The organism is Shewanella sp. HL-SH5, assembly GCF_051163755.1.
Taxonomy (GTDB): Bacteria; Pseudomonadota; Gammaproteobacteria; order Enterobacterales; family Shewanellaceae; genus Shewanella; species Shewanella glacialimarina.
Genome location: NZ_CP195038.1, coordinates 987,858 through 1,006,509 on the forward strand (window position 1 = coordinate 987,858; position 18,652 = coordinate 1,006,509).

Annotated in this window: 13 protein-coding genes and 1 pseudogene; 12 read left to right on the top strand and 2 right to left on the bottom strand. The window is 40.3% G+C overall.

Translation table 11 applies throughout. The features are described 5' to 3' along the window. Positions 1–193 precede the first annotated feature (193 nt). The 10 genes from pnp (at position 194) to deoD (ending at position 13,181) form a co-directional block, all read left to right on the top strand. Positions 194–2,290 (top strand): polyribonucleotide nucleotidyltransferase, encoded by a 2,097-nt coding sequence (pnp, locus tag ACRWQM_RS04285; protein WP_434926886.1) that lies wholly within the window; start codon positions 194–196, stop codon positions 2,288–2,290. A 159-nt stretch (positions 2,291–2,449) separates the two neighbouring features. Further along, positions 2,450–3,352 carry a lipoprotein NlpI gene (nlpI, locus tag ACRWQM_RS04290; protein WP_434931368.1) on the top strand — a complete coding sequence of 301 codons (903 nt, stop codon included), beginning with the start codon at positions 2,450–2,452 and terminating at the stop codon, positions 3,350–3,352. Between the two features lie 77 nt (positions 3,353–3,429). Beyond that, the gene (prfC, locus tag ACRWQM_RS04295; protein WP_434931369.1) at positions 3,430–5,013 is read left to right on the top strand and encodes a peptide chain release factor 3; all 1,584 of its coding nucleotides are present in this window, start codon (positions 3,430–3,432) and stop codon (positions 5,011–5,013) included. 94 nt (positions 5,014–5,107) lie between these two features. Continuing rightward, positions 5,108–5,869: a TatD family hydrolase gene (locus ACRWQM_RS04300; RefSeq protein WP_434931976.1), complete on the top strand. Its 762-nt coding sequence runs from the start codon at positions 5,108–5,110 to the stop codon at positions 5,867–5,869. A 182-nt stretch (positions 5,870–6,051) separates the two neighbouring features. Continuing rightward, positions 6,052–7,326, top strand: coding sequence for a NupC/NupG family nucleoside CNT transporter (locus ACRWQM_RS04305; protein WP_226413934.1), 1,275 nt, complete (start codon positions 6,052–6,054; stop codon positions 7,324–7,326). Positions 7,327–7,683: 357 nt separating this feature from the next. Then, on the top strand, positions 7,684–8,520 hold the full coding sequence (locus ACRWQM_RS04310) for an outer membrane protein OmpK (protein ID WP_434926882.1): 837 nt from the start codon (positions 7,684–7,686) through the stop codon (positions 8,518–8,520). Positions 8,521–8,915: 395 nt separating this feature from the next. After that, the gene (deoC, locus tag ACRWQM_RS04315) at positions 8,916–9,689 is read left to right on the top strand and encodes a deoxyribose-phosphate aldolase (protein ID WP_434926881.1); all 774 of its coding nucleotides are present in this window, start codon (positions 8,916–8,918) and stop codon (positions 9,687–9,689) included. A 118-nt stretch (positions 9,690–9,807) separates the two neighbouring features. Then, positions 9,808–11,139, top strand: coding sequence for a thymidine phosphorylase (gene deoA / locus ACRWQM_RS04320; protein ID WP_434931370.1), 1,332 nt, complete (start codon positions 9,808–9,810; stop codon positions 11,137–11,139). 11 nt (positions 11,140–11,150) lie between these two features. Next, positions 11,151–12,368, top strand: a complete 1,218-nt coding sequence (locus ACRWQM_RS04325; RefSeq protein ID WP_434926879.1) for a phosphopentomutase — start codon at positions 11,151–11,153, stop codon at positions 12,366–12,368. 102 nt (positions 12,369–12,470) lie between these two features. After that, a complete protein-coding gene (deoD, locus tag ACRWQM_RS04330; RefSeq protein ID WP_188840584.1) occupies positions 12,471–13,181 on the top strand; it encodes a purine-nucleoside phosphorylase in 711 nt (236 codons plus the stop codon). Between the two features lie 70 nt (positions 13,182–13,251). Here deoD and ACRWQM_RS04335 read toward each other — a convergent pair whose 3' ends face one another. Continuing rightward, positions 13,252–13,902: a YtjB family periplasmic protein gene (locus ACRWQM_RS04335; RefSeq protein WP_434931371.1), complete on the bottom strand. Its 651-nt coding sequence runs from the start codon at positions 13,900–13,902 to the stop codon at positions 13,252–13,254. Between the two features lie 140 nt (positions 13,903–14,042). Here ACRWQM_RS04335 and serB point away from each other — a divergent pair, with 140 nt between their 5' ends. Both serB and ACRWQM_RS04345 read left to right on the top strand, forming a co-directional pair. Further along, positions 14,043–15,092, top strand: a complete 1,050-nt coding sequence (serB, locus tag ACRWQM_RS04340; protein WP_434931372.1) for a phosphoserine phosphatase SerB — start codon at positions 14,043–14,045, stop codon at positions 15,090–15,092. 85 nt (positions 15,093–15,177) lie between these two features. Next, positions 15,178–16,132 (top strand): annotated as a pseudogene (locus ACRWQM_RS04345) (alpha/beta fold hydrolase). A 30-nt stretch (positions 16,133–16,162) separates the two neighbouring features. Here the strand turns inward: ACRWQM_RS04345 and ACRWQM_RS04350 are convergent. Then, the gene (locus ACRWQM_RS04350; protein ID WP_434931373.1) at positions 16,163–18,568 is read right to left on the bottom strand and encodes a PilZ domain-containing protein; all 2,406 of its coding nucleotides are present in this window, start codon (positions 18,566–18,568) and stop codon (positions 16,163–16,165) included. Positions 18,569–18,652: the final 84 nt, after the last annotated feature.

Genomic DNA, 18,652 nt, shown 5'->3' on the forward strand with positions numbered 1-18,652 from the left:
AAGTTTACGCTAGCAAAAATAATGAAATGATTTACCAAGTTTGAAGTACTTTATTTATCAGTAAATAGGGAAGTATTTTAGAATGAAGAGTAAATTTTTATACCTAGATAAGAAGTGTCTATTTAACTATTGATTCTATTTGAAGTATACTTGCGCAGGTAATTTAAAGGTCATTAATTAAGGAATGGGTCACGTGAATCCAATTGTAAAGAGTTTTGAGTATGGTCAACATACAGTCACCTTAGAAACGGGTGTTATTGCACGTCAAGCTGATGCTGCTGTTTTAGCAAGCATGGGCGATACCACAGTGTTAGTTACTGTCGTCGGTAAAAAAGTTGCTGATTTAAGCCGCGATTTTTTCCCACTAACTGTTAACTATCAAGAAAAAACCTATGCTGCGGGTAAAATCCCTGGTGGTTTCTTCAAGCGTGAAGGTCGTCCGTCAGAAGATGAAACTCTGATTGCCCGTCTTATCGACCGTCCAATTCGTCCTTTATTCCCTAACGGTTTTAAAAACGAAGTTCAAGTTATCATTACTGTGGTTTCTGTTGACCCACAGATTGAGCCAGACATTGTATCAATGATTGGTACTTCCGCAGCATTAGCTATTTCTGGTATTCCATTTAGTGGTCCTTTAGGTGCTGCTCGCGTTGGTTATATCAACGGTGAATATGTGCTTAATCCAAGTGTTGATCAGCTAGCGACTAGCGACCTTAATTTGGTTGTAGCGGGTACGCAAAGCGCTGTGTTAATGGTTGAGTCAGAAGCGAAATCGCTTGCTGAGGAAATTATGCTAGGTGCCGTGACTTATGGTCACGATCAACAACAAGTAGTTGTCAATGCGATTAGCGAATTTAAAGCTGAAGCAGGCAAGCCAACATGGGATTGGACTGCACCAGTTCAAGATCAAGATTTAGTTGCAAAAATCAAAGAACTTGCTGAAGCGGGTTTGACAGAAGCTTATCAAATTGAAGTTAAGCAAGATCGCTATGCACAAGTTGGCGTAGTTAAATCAGCGGCTAAAGCTGCATTAACAGCTCAAAATAGCGATGTTGATTTACGGGAAGTAGATAATCTACTTGCCAGCCTTGAAAAGAAAGTTGTTCGCGGCCGTATTATCAGTGGCAAGCCACGTATCGATGGTCGTGAACCTGACATGATCCGCGCATTAAGTGTATTAGCAGGTGTTCTTCCACGTACTCATGGTAGCTCACTGTTTACCCGTGGTGAAACTCAGGCGTTAGTGACATGTACTTTAGGTACAGAGCGTGACGCACAGAAAATTGATAGCATCATGGGCGAACGTACTAATCGTTTTATGCTGCACTATAACTTCCCTCCGTACTGTGTTGGTGAAACTGGTATGGTTGGTTCACCTAAGCGTCGCGAAATCGGTCATGGTAAATTAGCATGGCGCGGTATGAAGGCTGTTATGCCTTCAGCTGAAGAATTTCCGTACAGCGTTCGCGTAGTATCTGAAATTACTGAATCTAATGGTTCAAGCTCTATGGCTTCAGTATGTGGTACTTCATTAGCATTAATGGATGCTGGTGTACCAATCAAAGCATCTGTTGCCGGTATTGCGATGGGTCTAGTTAAAGAAGGCGACGATTTTGTTGTACTTTCTGACATTTTAGGTGATGAAGATCACTTAGGTGACATGGACTTTAAAGTGGCTGGTACCCGTGATGGTATTACTGCATTGCAGATGGATATCAAGATTGAAGGTATCACTAAAGAGATCATGGATATTGCACTGCAACAAGCATACGGTGCACGTGTTCATATTCTTAACGTAATGGATCAAGCAATTGGTTCTCATCGTGATGATATCTCTGATCATGCTCCACGTATCACGACTATCAAGATCAATCCTGAAAAAATCCGTGATGTTATCGGTAAAGGTGGTGCAACTATTCGTGCACTGACTGAAGAAACGGGTACAACTATCGAGTTAGATGACAACGGTACAGTCAAGATTGCTTCTAATAATGGCGAGGCAACTAAAGAAGCTATTCGTCGTATAGAAGAAATTACCGCTGAAGTTGAAGTTGGTCGTATTTATAATGGTAAAGTGATTCGTATCGTTGATTTCGGTGCATTTATTAACATCCTTCCTGGTAAAGATGGCTTAGTGCATATTTCGCAAATCAGTGATGAGCGCGTAGCAAATGTATCAGATCACTTAGAAATGAACCAAGAAGTTGCTGTTAAGGTGATGGAAGTGGATCGTCAAGGTCGCGTACGTTTATCAATTAAAGAAGCACAAACTAAAGAAGCTGCTGAATAAGCGACTATTTTAAGTGTAAAAATTGAGTGTGATGAAAGGGAGGCCAATTGGTCTCCTTTTTTTTAGTTTTTTGACAATTAAATCAAATAGCAAATAGCACTAACCCCGCTAGGTTGTTATCATGCTGATTATTAATGAACCTGATTAAAGGTAAAGTAGATGGAATTTAAATTACGCACCTCGTTTGTCGCCATGGTGGCAGGTGTTAGCTTGTTGCTTACTGGTTGTGCTGCTACTTCGGGTTCAAATGGGGATGTTGCGATAGGGCAAATTATTGTCGCCCCAGTTATGCCAGATTATAAATTAGAAGTGACTTTGGCCAAGTTGAATGAAATTTTGGCTAGTATGGAACTGACCAACGATCAGCGTGCACGTTTTCATTATGATCGCGGTGTTATTTACGACAGTGTTGGATTACGCCTACTCGGACGTATTGATTTCCACCAGGCACTTAAGCTACAACCAAATTTAGCTGATGCCTATAACTTCTTAGGTATTTACTATACCCAAGAAGGTGAATTTGAAAGTGCATATGAGGCTTTTGATGGCGTATTAGAACTCGCCCCAGAATACGACTATGCATACCTTAATCGCGGCATCGCATTATTCTATGGTGAACGCTACGAGCTTGCAGTAAAAGATATGATGACTTTCTATCAACGTGATCCAAATGATGGTTATCGCTCTTTATGGCTATACCTCATGTCATCACAAATTGATGCGAAGGCTGCACTAGTTACGTTAGGTACTCAGCGCGGGCAACTTGAAGATAAAGCTTGGTCAAGTGTATTAGTCGACTACTACTTAGGCAAATTAACCAAGAAACAATTATTTGCTGCCGCTAAAGTGGGTTTAAATCAACCTAAAGAATATGCAGAGCGTTTATGCGAAGCGTACTTTTATTTAGGTAAACGGGCAGAAGAGTTAGGACTGTACCAAGAAGCGGCAAATTATTACCGTCTCACCCTAGCAACTAATATTTATGATTTTGTTGAACATAGATACGCGCGTATCGAGTTAGCTAAAATAAAACACATCCTCGAACAGCCTCCTCAGTCCTAAAAGGCGCTTTGCCTAGCCAAGCTTACTGATAGGCGCTATAATTTGCGCCTTTTTTAGTATCAAGTGCAAAGGTTACCATGTCAGGCATAAATGTTGAGGTCGACAAACGTCGAACCTTCGCCATCATTTCCCACCCGGATGCGGGTAAGACAACAATTACTGAAAAAGTATTGTTATTCGGTCAAGCAATTCAAGTCGCAGGCACGGTTAAAGGCCGAGGCTCTAAGCAGCATGCTAAGTCGGACTGGATGGAGATGGAGCAAGAACGTGGTATTTCTATCACTACCTCTGTAATGCAGTTCCCCTATAGAGAATGCTTAGTCAATTTACTTGATACACCAGGGCATGAAGACTTCTCTGAAGATACTTATCGTACCTTAACCGCTGTTGACTCTTGTCTTATGGTTATCGATGCCGCTAAAGGTGTAGAGGATCGTACTCGTAAGCTAATGGAAGTGACTCGCTTGCGCGATACTCCCATTATCACTTTCATGAATAAATGCGACCGTGATATTCGCGATCCTATGGAAGTGATGGATGAAGTGGAAGAAGAGTTAAAAATTGCCTGTGCGCCTATTACTTGGCCAATTGGTTGTGGTAAGTCATTTAAAGGTGTTTACCATATTCATCGTGAAGAGGCTATTTTATATAAATCAGGCCTTGGTCACATGATCCAAGAAGTGCGTATTGTAAAAGGGATTGATAATCCAGAGCTTGATGAAGCTATTGGCAGTGAGTTAGCAGATCAATTACGTGATGAGCTTGAGTTAGTTGTCGGAGCATCACATGAGTTTGATTTAGATGCATTTTTAAAAGGCAAGTTATCGCCAGTATACTTTGGTACTGCGCTAGGTAATTTTGGCGTCGATCATATGCTTGATGGTTTGCTTGAGTGGGCACCAAAGCCTCAGTCACGCAATACTGAAGTGCGTGAAATTACCGCGAAAGATGAAAATTTTAGCGGTTTTATCTTTAAAATTCAGGCTAATATGGATCCAAAGCATCGGGACAGAGTTGCTTTTATGCGCGTGGTGTCAGGTAAATATGAAAAGGGCATGAAAATGCACCATGTTCGTATTGGCAAAGATGTGCGGATTTCAGATGCATTAACCTTTGTTGCTGGTGATCGCGAGCAAGTTGAAGAAGCCTACCCAGGTGATATTATTGGTTTGCATAATCATGGCACGATTCAAATAGGTGATACTTTTACCCAAGGTGAAAAATTTAAATTTACCGGTATTCCTAACTTTGCACCGGAAATGTTCCGTCGTATTCGTTTAAAAGACCCATTAAAACAAAAGCAGCTTTTAAAAGGTTTGGTGCAGCTTTCTGAAGAAGGTGCAGTGCAAGTCTTTAGACCAATAGACTCGAATGACTTAATTGTTGGTGCGGTTGGTGTGCTACAGTTTGAAGTGGTTGTGGGACGTTTGAAGAGTGAATATAACGTTGAAGCTATTTATGAAGGTATTAGTGTTTCTACAGCACGTTGGGTTTACTGTAAAGATGAGCGAAAGCTTGAAGAGTTCCGCCGTAAATGTAGTCCAAACCTTGCGTTAGATGGTGGTGATAATTTAACTTATATTGCGCCGACAAGGGTTAACCTTAATTTATCAATGGAACGCTATCCTGAAGTAGAGTTTGCGAAGACACGCGAAAACTAATCTATTTTAGGCTAGGCTATAGTTGATGTTAAAAAGGCAGTAGTGACTGCCTTTTTTATTGCCTGTTTTTAGAGTCGATTCTATGTCCTTACCTATATTTGATACCCACGCACATCTTGATTTTGAAGTATTTGATCATGACCGTGATGAATTATTCAACCACATGCGAAACAAAAATATAACTAAAATACTTATACCGGGCGTGAGTCCTGAACTGTGGTTTAAGCAACTGGCTGTTGCTCAGCAATATCAATGTTATTTCTCACTAGGGATCCATCCCTGGTATCTTCCTGAGAATATTGATACTGCACTTGAAGAGCTAGAGCATCAAATTTATCTAAATCAAACTAACCCATTATTTGTTGCTATTGGTGAGTGTGGCTTAGATAAATTACGTCCAGAATTTGAGCAACAACAAGCGTTGTGTGAACAGCAATTACAGCTAGCAAAAAAGTACCAACTTCCCGTAATTCTGCATGCGGTAAAATGCCATGCTTTGTTAATTGAGTTGTTAACAAAAGCTGCGTTGACAAAAGGTGGCGTTATACACGGTTTTTATGGCAGCGTTGAGGTCGCAAAACAGTACCAAAAATTAGGTTTTAAATTAGGCATTGGTGGCTTGATATTAAACCCTAGGGCAAAAAAACTGCATAAAGTAGTAGCAGAATTATCTTTAGAATTATTTGTCATTGAGACTGATTCACCGAGTATGTCACCCGAAAATCAGCTTGATAAACGCAATACACCGCTCATTTTACCGTTGATTATTGAAAAAATAGCTTTTTTGCGTCAAATTTCAACTGTTCCTATATTAGAACAGCTTAATAGAAATTCTTTGCAACTATTTGAGCTTTAGCTACTTTTTTTGAAACGAGGCCTGTTTGCCACAATTGTCTTGCGTAAATATCTGAAACTAAACTTTAAAAGTTTGATCAAAACGACGCTTTTCCTCAATTGCTCGGTTATAATCTGTCTTGGAAATAAGGTGAGTTAACAACATTAATAAGAAGTGTTAACAATTAAAAAGGGTGATGTTTAATGGATATAGTTATGAGTCTAGTAGGGGTGGTCACCCTACTTGTGATAGGTTTCTTACTATCTACAAATAAAAAAGCTATTAACGTACGTACCGTGCTTGGCGCTTTAGCAATTCAAGCGTTTTTTGCAGGTTTCGTATTATATGTGCCAATTGGTCAACAAGTATTAGGTGGTGTTTCAACTGCCGTTGCTGATGTAATTGGTTATTCTCAAGCAGGTATCAACTTTCTATTTGGCGGTTTAGGTACTGACGCTATGTTTGGTAATGGCGTAGGCTTCGTATTCGCCGTTCGCGTATTACCTGTTATTATCTTTTTCTCTTCTTTAATCGCTGTTCTTTACTATCTAGGCATTATGCAGATAGTAATTAAGTTCATCGGTGGTGGATTACAAAAAGCACTTGGTACAAGCCGCACAGAGTCTATGTCTGCTACAGCAAACATCTTTGTTGGTCAAACTGAAGCGCCTTTAGTTGTACGTCCTTTCATTCCAACAATGACTAACTCTGAGTTATTCGCAATCATGGTAGGCGGCTTAGCCTCTATCGCTGGTGCGGTACTTGCTGGTTATGCTGGTATGGGCGTGAAAATTGAGTACTTAGTAGCAGCATCATTTATGGCGGCTCCTGGTGGCTTAATGATGGCTAAACTAATGCACCCAGAAACGGAAGCAACCAATAATGACATGACTGACTTACCAGAAGATACTGATAAGCCAGCAAACGTTATTGATGCAGCTGCATCAGGTGCCGCTTCAGGTATGCACTTAGCACTTAACGTTGGTGCAATGCTTTTAGCCTTCGTTGGTCTAATTGCAATGGTTAACGGCATGCTTGGTGGTATCGGTGGCTGGTTCGGTTTCGAAGGTTTATCACTAGAACTGATCCTTGGTTACATCTTTATGCCGTTAGCATTCCTTATCGGTGTGCCTTGGTCTGAGGCTATGGTTGCTGGTTCGTTCATTGGTCAAAAAATCGTTGTTAACGAATTTGTGGCTTACTTGAATTTTGCTCCTTATCTTAAAGATATTGCTGATGGTGGCATCTTGGTTGAAGCTACAGGTCAAGCAATGACAGACCGTACTAAAGCGATTATTTCTTTCGCACTGTGTGGTTTTGCTAACCTATCGTCAATTGCGATTTTGCTAGGTGGTTTAGGTGCTATGGCTCCTACTCGTCGCCATGACTTAGCTAAGTTAGGCGTACGTGCAGTTATCGCTGCATCATTAGCTAACTTAATGAGTGCAACACTTGCTGGTTTATTCCTAGCACTGTAGTAAAAGATATTCTTTTACTACAAGGGCTTTACCTACTTTAGTGAGTAAAGCCCTGTATTTAAGATTACATAATCATAATGATTGGCGTTAATCCACCGGTTTCCAGATAGCGAAGTGGTAATGAGTGAAAGGTGTATATTTTCATATTAACACCGCAAAATCATTCATTTTCGAATGCGACACAAAAGTAACTGTTAGTGTGATGTTGTGAGTAAGTCGCGACATTGTTCACAAAAAAATTTAGTATTCGTTTTTTACCGGTTAAATATTGTGATTTACAACAATAGCGGTAAAATACGAAAGCTTAAAACAAAAGCTGTCCTAGAAGGCGGCAAATTATGATAAATGGGGTTGATGATGAAAAACTTTAAAACTTTAGCTTTAGCAGCAACAACTATGGCAGCAATGGCTGCACCTGCACTAGCTGCTGACCGTGGTGAAGATATTCGTTCTGGCGATTACAGCTGGATGCAGTTCAATGCTATGTACTCTTTTGATGAGCTACCAAGCACTGGCGAAAGTGGTCACGATTATCTAGAAATGGAATTCGGCGGCCGTGCTGGCGTTGTTGACCTATACGGTTATGTTGATGTTTTCAACTTAGCGACTGGTGACTCAGGTGATAAAGCGACTGGTTCAGGCGCTAGCAAAATGTTCATGAAGTTCAATCCACGTTTCTCACTAGATGCTATTACTGGTAAAGACCTTTCTTTTGGTCCAGTTCAAGAGGTCTACTTCTCTACTCTATTTAACTGGGGTGGTGGAGTTGTCGGTGAAGATGTAAACGCATCTTTCTGGGGTATCGGTGCTGATGTTATGGTTCCATGGTTAGGTAAAACTGGCATGAACTTATACGCACACTATGACATGAACGGTAAAGATTGGAATGGTTACCAGTTCTCTGCTAACTGGTTTAAGCCTTTCAAATTCTTTGATAACAAAAGCTTCATAGCTTTCCAAGGTTATGTTGATTATCAATTTGGTGCTGATGACGAGTATGGTAATGAGTTTGTTCCTATGAGCTCTAGCGGTGGTGCTGCATATTTCGGTATTCACTGGCATTCAGACAACTATGCTTTAGGCTATGGTCTTAAAGGTTACAAAGATGTATACCTTCTTGAAGACGGCGCAGGTATTGTTGGCTTAGATACAACTGGTTGGGGTCACTACCTAACAGCTACTTACAAGTTCTAATACTTTGTAAGACATTGGAGCCACAAAATTTGTGGCTCCTCTATAGTTTTTAAAAGTTAATACTTAATTAAATGCATTATTAAAAATGCCGTTAATTAAGCATTAAGCACAACGCGCTAAAATGGATTTTTCGCGGAAAATGATAAAATAAGTCATTAATTTATTTTGCCTTTTCCGGTCTTCAAGGATTCAAGTCGTGGTACTCGTTATCAGATTGAATACTTAGGTTAGTAAATCATATTAGTTTACTGGCAACACGTGAAGACTCGGCCATAGCTGTAATCATATAAGCTGTAATCTGTTTAGCTATATTCTAGTTAGCTATGATCATATGCCACTTTACTTTGTTGCCCTGACAAAAATTATCTACTGATTTTTCTTTATGGAGAACAAACATGACTGATTTAAAAAAAGCTGCGCAACTTGGTATCTCATTAATGGATTTAACCACGTTAAATGATGATGATACTGATCAAAAAGTTATCGACTTATGTCATAAGGCCAAAACTGCTGCAGGTAATACCGCTGCAATTTGTATTTATCCTCGCTTTATTCCTATTGCACGTAAAACCTTGAATGATCTTGATTGTGAAGACATTAAAATCGCGACAGTGACTAACTTCCCACATGGTAACGATGATATTGCAATTGCAGTATTAGAAACTCGCGCAGCAGTTGCTTACGGTGCTGATGAAGTCGATGTGGTATTTCCATATCGCGCATTAATGGCAGGGGATGAAACCGTCGGTTTTGAGCTAGTTAAAGCCTGTAAAGAAGCCTGTGGTGATGATGCTATTCTTAAAGTCATTATTGAATCGGGTGAGCTTAAAGATCCCGCATTAATTCGCAAAGCATCAGAGCTATCAATTGATGCAGGTGCTGACTTTATTAAAACCTCTACCGGTAAAGTGCCGGTTAATGCCACGCTAGAAGCGGCTGAAATTATGCTAACCGTGATCAGCGAAAAGAACCGTAAAATTGGGTTTAAGCCCGCCGGTGGCGTAAAAGATGCAGCTAAAACAGCAGAGTTTTTAGCTGTTGCGGCCCGTATTTTAGGTGAAGACTGGATCAGCCCAAGTACTTTCCGTTTTGGTGCATCAAGCCTGTTGACGAGCTTATTACATACTTTAGAGCTTGCTGACGCACCAGCACCGACTCAAGGTTACTAATTTAAATCAATGTTATAGCTAAGGTTTATTGCCTTTAGTGTTAATAAACCTATAGCTATAGATATTTTTGGCGATCCAAATCTAGCAGCCTGTGGATTGCCTAGATGGAGGCTATATTATGTTCCTCGCACAAGAAATTATCCGCAAAAAACGTAATGGTGAAGTTCTTTCCACCGCAGAAATTCAATTCTTTGTTAACGGTATAACAACTAATACGGTATCAGAAGGCCAGATTGCCGCCTTTGGCATGGCAGTTTACTTTAAAGATATGAACATGGACGAGCGTATTGCATTAACGATTGCAATGCGTGATTCAGGCACAGTGTTAAATTGGGACTCATTAGGACTAAACGGTCCTATTATTGACAAGCACAGTACTGGCGGCGTTGGCGATGTTATTAGTTTAATGCTTGGCCCTATGGCGGCAGCTTGCGGCGGTTATGTGCCCATGATTTCCGGGCGTGGTTTAGGCCATACCGGGGGGACATTAGACAAGTTTGATGCGATTCCTGGTTACCAAACTGAGCCATCTAGCGAATTGTTCCGCAAAGTTGTTAAAGATGCTGGCGTAGCGATTATTGGCCAAACGGGTGATTTAGTACCCGCCGATAAACGTTTTTATTCCATCCGTGATAACACAGCTACTGTTGAGTCTATTTCGCTGATCACTGCATCAATTTTATCTAAAAAATTGGCCGCAGGACTCGATGCACTGGCTATGGATGTCAAAGTGGGTAGTGGCGCATTTATGCCAACTTACGAAGCATCTGAAGAGCTAGCTCGCAGTATTACCGCTGTTGCAAATGGTGCGGGCACTAAGACCACTGCATTATTAACTGATATGAATCAAGTCTTAGCTTCGTGTGCAGGTAATGCTGTTGAAGTACGTGAAGCAATACAGTTCTTAACTGGTCAATACCGCAACCCACGTTTGTATGCGGTGACTATGGGCTTATGTGCTGAAATGCTGATTTTGGGCGGTATTGCACAAAATGAAGTTGAAGCGCGTATTAAACTAAATACTGTATTAGATAATGGTAAAGCAGCTGAAGCCTTTGCTAAAATGATTGCTGGTTTAGGTGGGCCAACTGACTTTGTTGAGGCGTATGATAAGTATTTACCCCATGCCAAAATTATTCGTCCTGTGTATGCCAATACTAGTGGTTTTGCTTACAAAATGGATACTAGAGAGCTTGGCTTAGCGGTTGTTACTTTAGGCGGCGGTCGTCGTAAGCCTGGCGATGCGCTTGATTACAGTGTCGGATTAACTCAAGTTTGTGCATTAGGTCAAGCCGTTAACAAAGATGTTCCGTTAGCGATGATCCATGCGCAATCTGAAGAGGCATTTTCAGAAGCTGCGGCAGCAATTCAACAGGCCATCGTGATTGGCGATAGTGCGCCAGAAAAGACGCCTGAAATTTATCGCTATATTCGCGCTTCAGATTTATAAAGGAAAACACAATGAAACGTACTTTTATCTTAATGTTAGATTCATTTGGTCTTGGTGCTGCAACCGATGCTGATAAGTTTGGTGATGTTGGGTCTGATACTTTTGGTCATATTGCTCAAGCCTGTGCAGAAGGTAAAGCAGATATAGGCCGCAAAGGACCACTAGTTTTACCTAACTTGGCTAAATTAGGCCTAGGCCATGCAGGCTTTGAAAGCACGGGTAAGTTTGCTGATGGCTTTAACGCTGATGTTGAAGTGATTGGTGCCTATGGCCATGCCGATGAGTTAAGTTCAGGTAAGGACACGCCCAGTGGTCACTGGGAAATGGCGGGTGTACCTGTATTGTATGAGTGGGGATACTTTAGCGATTTAACTAATTCATTCCCAAAAGAGTTAACCGACAAAATTCTAAAACGTGCTGGTCTAGAAGGGTTCTTAGGTAATTGCCATGCTTCGGGCACTACCATTCTTGAAGAGTTAGGCGAAGAGCACATGAAAACGGGCATGCCTATTTTCTACACGTCAGCAGACTCTGTTTTTCAAATTGCGTGTCATGAAGAAAGCTTCGGTTTAGAAAACCTCTACAAGCTGTGTAAAATTACCCGTGAAGAGTTAGAGCCGTATAATATTGGACGTGTTATTGCACGCCCATTTGTTGGGACTGGTGCAGCTGATTTTGCTCGTACCGGTAACCGCCATGATTATGCCGTATTACCACCAGCGCCAACCGTATTAGATAAGCTTAAAGACGCCGGTGGTGAAGTGGTCAGTATTGGTAAAATTGCTGATATTTATGCCCATAGTGGTATTACTCAGCAGTTTAAAGCGACAGGTCTTGAAGAGTTATTTGATGAAACGCTAACGCAAATTAAACGTGCTGGCGATAACACCATAGTGTTTACCAACTTTGTCGATTTTGACTCTCATTATGGCCACCGTCGTGATACAGCAGGTTATGCTAAAGCATTAGAATATTTCGATACCCGTTTACCTGAATTATTTGCGATTTTACAGCCAGATGATTTAGTGGTATTTACCGCAGATCATGGTTGCGATCCTACTTGGGTTGGTACTGAGCATACTCGTGAACGTGTACCTGTATTAGCTTATGGTGCAGGTTTAGCCGCTGGTTCATTAGGTCGTCGTCAGTCTTTTGCTGATATTGGTCAGTCGATTGCAAGCTATTTTAAGCTAGAACCTATGGATTATGGCCAATCTTTTATAGATTAGTCACATTTTCGAACGACGGTTCTATATAAAACTTAATAGCTTTGCTAAACTATCAACAAGATTAAGCAATACAAAATAAAATAGAAACATAGGGGTTATAACATGGCTACACCACATATTAATGCTGTTGAAGGTGCATTTGCTGAGACAGTGCTTTTCCCAGGCGATCCATTACGTGCAAAATACATTGCAGAGACATTTTTAGAAAATGTTGAGCAAGTAACCGATGTACGTAACATGCTTGGTTTTACGGGTACTTATAAAGGTAAGCGTATTTCTGTAATGGGTTCAGGAATGGGTATTCCATCTTGTTCTATCTATGCACATGAGCTGATTAAAGAATACGGTGTTAAAAACTTAATCCGTGTTGGGACATGTGGTGCTATTAGCACGGATGTAAAAGTACGTGATGTGATTATTGGTATGGGTGCATGTACTGATTCACAAGCTAACCGTTTACGTTTCAAAAACCAAGATTTTGCAGCAATTGCGGACTACAGCTTACTAAGCGCTGTAGTTGATTCTGCCAAAGCACACGGCACTAAAATTCAAGTGGGCAACGTTTTCTCTGCTGACTTGTTCTATACACCCGATCCTGAAATGTTCGATGTTATGGAAAGAATGGGTGTATTAGGTGTCGAAATGGAAGCCGCTGGTTTATATGGTGTTGCCCATGAATTAGGTGCTAAGGCACTATGTGTTGTCACTGTATCAGACCACATCCGTACTGGTGAGAAAACCACTTCTGATGAACGTCAAACGACTTTCAATGACATGATAGTGATGACTTTGGATGCTGCATTAACACTTTAGTTTTAATTGCATACCAATAAAAATGGGCGCATTAAGCGCCCATTTTTTATTTTATATTTACATAATTTTATTAACTTTTATCTTCCGGCTCATCTTTAGAGGCGAGATGTTTTCTAAATTGTTTAATACGTGTTTTTCGACGATCAAAGTCAGCGCGCTTAAACGATAATGCGCGTGATAACAAGAAACCAATAAAACTGGCCACAAGTAGCATCCACTTCAATAGTTCCATATTCTCTTGATGCAAATATTTAATTTCATCAAAAAATTTGCTCAGGTCTAATCTTACTTCCACATAGCCAAGGTTATTGTCTTGTTGCATCACATTTTCAATTAATGGTGGATAATTGGCTAATAGTTGACGTAATGCTTCTGAATCAGGTGCTAAATCATCGGTAGTCACTGATTGGGCAAAAGCGAGTCTGACTCCTTGAGAGTTATAAATATTAACCGACATTACTTTAGGGTCTGATGCTAAAGTCGATGTCAGCCATCGTAGTTGTTCATCATTTTGTAAAAACATAGCCGGAGCTGCACCGTTTGCCGCCTGTTGCGCAAGGGTTCTCGCCATAAGTTGAGTCTGTGAACTCAACAGTTTTTGACCGTTTTTCAAGCTGCTTTGCCAAAGATTGATTAGGCCTAATACTAAGCCTATGGCAACAATAACCTGAATGATCCTGCTAATTTTTTGTCTTTTCTTGAGACCGTTAACAAAAATCACTTTAATCCTCAGTCATTTTTCTATTTAATGAAACGCTTAGTAGGCGCCTGATTGCCATATTTTTGATGGCTTGGTGGTGTGGAAATTATATTAATCTAAAAACTCATCAGTAGATAGTTGTAATCAAAGAGGTCTGATCCATGCACCGCAGAAGTCTAGCATCCGCCAATGCACTTAATAAGAGTACCCCAAGTAACAGAGGTGTCAGTATTCTATCTTGGTTATTAACATCAACTACCACTGAGTATTGGCACAATGACCTATTATGCCAACGCTATGAAGAGGCGCAGTATCATAGTGATATCGCTTCTTTAAGTCATGAACGTGTTAGAGTGATATTTGAATTATCGGCTCAATCACACATTGATGCATGGCTTGCTGAACTGCCGTTTCCTGCGTATTTTAGCGTACTTGAACGCGAAAATGATCTTATCGGTATAGAAATTTCAGCCAGTAAGTCTTTTACTGAAATGAAGTCGGCTTTTGATATTAGTGTGACTCAGCATAGTTTAGCGGCTGAATTATTATTGATTACTGCGCCATTACCTTTGCTGAACCAGCGAGGATTGCTAGTGATGGATATGGATTCAACGGCGATTCAGATAGAGTGTATTGATGAACTAGCTGTGTTAGCTGGAGTGGGTGATGAAGTGGCCGAAGTCACCGCTAGTGCGATGCGAGGTGAATTAGATTTTGAACAAAGCTTACGATTACGAGTAAGCAAACTCGCTAATGCAGATGCAACTATCATTGATACACTATGCAAAAATTTACCATTGATGCCCGGCTTAACCGCATCTTTAGCAGAGTTACAAGCTAACCAATGGAAAGTGGTTGTCGCCTCTGGTGGATTTATGCCATTTGTGAATCATTTAATGTATCTGTTAAAGTTAGATGCAGCCTTTGCTAATGAACTGGTTATTGAGGATGGCAAACTGACTGGTCATGTATCGGGTGATGTAGTCGATGCGCAATATAAGGCGACTGTTATTGGTAAGTGTGCTCAAAAGTGGCAAATTGAAACAGGACAAGTAGTGGCTATCGGTGACGGTGCTAATGATATCCCGATGATCCAAGCCGCTGACTTAGGAATTGCGTTCCATGGTAAGCCTAAGTTAATCAATGCGGCCAATTTAGCGGTAAATAAATTAGATTTACGTGCTTTGGTTTTTTGTTTACAAGCCTCATAAGCATTACGCTGCTGTTGTTACTCAAAACAGCGCAGTTGTATTATTTAGGATGTTTGCTCTATTTTAGTTGATATTGATGGCAGTTATGGTTAAGTATGGGCTTACTCACTCAATACCAATAGCTGCCATTTTGATATCACCCACTCAACAGTCTTTGTTTATTCCCTATCGACAGGGGCAATTACATCTACGTTATATTCCAGCTCAAACTTCGCATAAGCGTCTCACACCTATTTTAATGCTGCATGGTGCTATGTCTAACGGTCGAGTCTTTTATAGTGACTCAGGGCGTGGTTTAGGCTGTTTTATGGCGCAGCAAGGGTTTGATGTTTATGTGCTAGATACCGCAGGAAGGGGGAAAAGTACTCCCTTGATTGATAAGCAATATGAATTAGGCCAAGGGGAGGTTATTAGAGAGCAGTTACCTTTGGTGCAATCATTTATTTTAAAACGTCATCCTATGACATCAAAAGTACATTGGAGCGCACATTCCTGGGGGGAGTGTTAATGGCAAGTAGTTTAGCTCGGTTTGCGGATTTACAGACGAGTGTCGCCTCACTGTTAACTTTTGGTAGTAAACGTACCATCAAAATTAAGTCATTACGAAAATGGCTAATGGTAGATCTTTTCTGGAACCGGTTCGCCCCTTTTTGTGTATCTAGGCAAGGCTTTTTCGATGCTAACCGTTATCGATTTGGTATGGATAATGAAAGCCATCAATCACTACTCCAGAGTATTGATTGGGTTAGGGGGAGTGGATAGACCATGATGACCAGTTTAATTACGCACTTGCTGCAAAAAGTGCAAACTGGCCTAGTACGTGGTTTATTGCCGGAGAAAATGACACTGTATTGGGTAACCCGTCGGATGTGCAAGATATGATGGCAGAGTGCGGTTTGCAGCAAGCAAAATATACCTTGCTTGCTAAAAAAAATGGCTACCTAAATGATTATGGCCATGCGGATATGTTGACTCACAAACAAGCCAACGATGACCACTTTATGCAGATTAAAAAGTGGTATCTTGAGCTGAGTGACTGACGATGCTAAAGCTTATTTTATTATGATCCATTAAGATGCGGCTAAGTTCTTGTTGTTTTGCACTGTACTCAGTTTAGGGAAACGTAATTTTACTTCTGTCGTGATGTCTAGAAATTCGCCAATACCAATAACTTTCCAGAGCTGTTCTTCAAGCTGCTTGGCTTTATGATTTGCATGGATAGTAATATATTCTAATTCACGACGAATATAGGTCATATCTGGTTTATCTGCTGCCCCCAAATATACCCTTAACGCCATAAATCTACCTAAACGTTGGCTTTGTTCTATAAAAGATTGTTGATCTACGACACTGATTTCTGTCGCAACTTTGCAATTTAGATTGATTGTGCCACGAGCGTGTCTAGTTATTTGAATGAATACTTCAAAAAAGCGCATATCATCAGCGGCTTTCATTGTTTTAATTGGATCTATAATTTGACTTTTTAGTACCCCATCTGCCATGAGCGGTGTCAGGTTGTATTGCATTATTTGATCTGTATCTTGAGAGAATAAATGGCTTATCTCATCTACTTTGGTGCCAATGCCGATGGCTGAAAGGGAGAATGATTTACTCTGTTTTTCAATAAAATATGGCACGCTAACTAGCTCACGCATCATCAAATTTTTCATTCCATCAGCCAGCTCTTTTTGTTCACCATCTTTATCGGACAGTTGAGTTAACTTTGCTTTGTTGTGATTGATCAGTTTATTTAAAAATTCAACGCCGATATGTGGTGAGTGACCAATTAATGCACTTAAATGAAGTATGCTGCCTTTTGAGCGCGTTCTAATAAGTTGGTATGGTAATGCGCTCAAGTCAATCTGAATTGCTTTGGCCTGTAAGCTAGGCAAGCTAAGACTAACAGATGCTGGTGAGTTAAAATCGAATGCTTCCGCTAAGGTTACTTGCAAGCCTCGGCTAGAAATATCATGGGTTATTCCAGAAGCAATTTTATTACCTTGTTTGATGTTAACTAATGTTTTAAAAGCGAATCTTGATTCATGGCGCCGCTCTGTAAATGGCATTGATATTCTTTTAATACTATTCACATTTATTTTACGTTGCGCAAAGGTTTTTAGTTGGTTTACATCTTGGTTATTGAACCAAGCTTGATATTGGCTATTTACACTCGAGTTTGTGATATCACAAACTTGAATAATATGACTAAAACTGGCTAACTGTTGTTCTGTTAATGCTGAATATTGTGCATCATCGCCCGGAAGTGTAGAGGTTTTATAATTCAGTTTATGATCCACTTTTTGGCTAACTAATTTATAGACCCGCCAACTAGACTTTTTTGAACCAAAACCTAAGAATAATCCCAAGTGTTCGCTTTGTTGCAGTTCAAATAATGTCGCTGAATAAAAGTGCACTTTTTCGTTGGCTATATGTGTAAAACAAAACATCAGTTGATGTTCAGTAATATCCGGTGACTTTAATAAATGCACTATGCGGTTATTAGTTAACATCCCTGGCAGCTGGTTAATATCATCCTCATTTTGAAAAAAATGCAGTAATGGCTGATTACCGCGGCCAAGCAGGGCATGGGTGATATGAGGCTTACCTTCTTTAATCGAAATGTAGACAGGTAAATGAGGTTGTAAGGGTAAGTAATGACGCTCGAACCCTAAACCTGTAGCATTAACAATGACATCGTTGACATCGACTTTGTAGCGAAATTTATAACTATTAATTAATTGAGCAATAACCTTATCTAGTTCTTCACTGCTACCAATTCGTTTTAGGCGAAATATGGCGTTGTCATCTTTATTTTGGATATCAACAATAGCGTAATCAACACCCTGCTGTAAGTCTTCAAAGTAAAACTCTTCATTAAGTTCAAGCAACTTTACCCTAAGTGGTCTCTCAGGTTGAAAGTTATGTTTTAATGGGAGTTTTATTCTGGCGCCGCCAACGGATAAGTCTAGGGTAGCCCCTAATACTTCAGCGGATCCAGATTGTGACACAGCAATTTTAATGCTGTAGTTCATTCGCTCTTCACTACGATTAAAATAACTGCCTAAAACAATACCTGGTACCATAAACGGTGAGGCATTTAGGCTCGGTTCATTAGTGCTGCCTTCTTGTTTAAGCTGTTTACGTTTTTGGTGAGCTTTAATGACTTTTTCATACACACCTAAGGTGTATTTGTTTCGATAAATAGGTAACGCTTCTTCAAGGGCTTCTTTTGAGGGCGCATCTAAAAAGTGTCGTTGGTTACCAATGAAAACTTCTTCACAGGCCAGTTCGGTTTTATCACGTAAGTCTATTACGCGAGTACACAGGGCTGATATGCGGTTTAGCTCCATTTTAAGTAAAAAGCGGGTAGAATTTGATTCATCAGCCGTAAGGCTTTCGAACAGTTCCTGAAAATCAGGTTCCATTAATAAGGGCTTTAATTGTTCTATAAGTGCGCTGTGGTTGTCTAGGCTCATCTTCTATTATCGTTTTTAATGCTTATTGTGAGTCTGGCTGTTAATCTTATCGGCATGAAAAGACATTGCTTTATCAATAGTATG

What these genes read in the sequence shown, in the direction of transcription:
- ACRWQM_RS04325 (WP_434926879.1), top strand. Translation starts at nt 11,151, where the DNA reads ATGAAACGTACTTTTATCTTAATGTTAGATTCATTTGGTCTTGGTGCT.
- nlpI (WP_434931368.1), top strand. Translation starts at nt 2,450, where the DNA reads ATGGAATTTAAATTACGCACCTCGTTTGTCGCCATGGTGGCAGGTGTT.
- prfC (WP_434931369.1), top strand. Translation starts at nt 3,430, where the DNA reads ATGTCAGGCATAAATGTTGAGGTCGACAAACGTCGAACCTTCGCCATC.
- ACRWQM_RS04350 (WP_434931373.1), bottom strand. Translation starts at nt 18,568, where the DNA reads ATGAGCCTAGACAACCACAGCGCACTTATAGAACAATTAAAGCCCTTA.
- ACRWQM_RS04310 (WP_434926882.1), top strand. Translation starts at nt 7,684, where the DNA reads ATGAAAAACTTTAAAACTTTAGCTTTAGCAGCAACAACTATGGCAGCA.
- serB (WP_434931372.1), top strand. Translation starts at nt 14,043, where the DNA reads ATGCACCGCAGAAGTCTAGCATCCGCCAATGCACTTAATAAGAGTACC.
- deoD (WP_188840584.1), top strand. Translation starts at nt 12,471, where the DNA reads ATGGCTACACCACATATTAATGCTGTTGAAGGTGCATTTGCTGAGACA.
- deoA (WP_434931370.1), top strand. Translation starts at nt 9,808, where the DNA reads ATGTTCCTCGCACAAGAAATTATCCGCAAAAAACGTAATGGTGAAGTT.
- ACRWQM_RS04305 (WP_226413934.1), top strand. Translation starts at nt 6,052, where the DNA reads ATGGATATAGTTATGAGTCTAGTAGGGGTGGTCACCCTACTTGTGATA.
- deoC (WP_434926881.1), top strand. Translation starts at nt 8,916, where the DNA reads ATGACTGATTTAAAAAAAGCTGCGCAACTTGGTATCTCATTAATGGAT.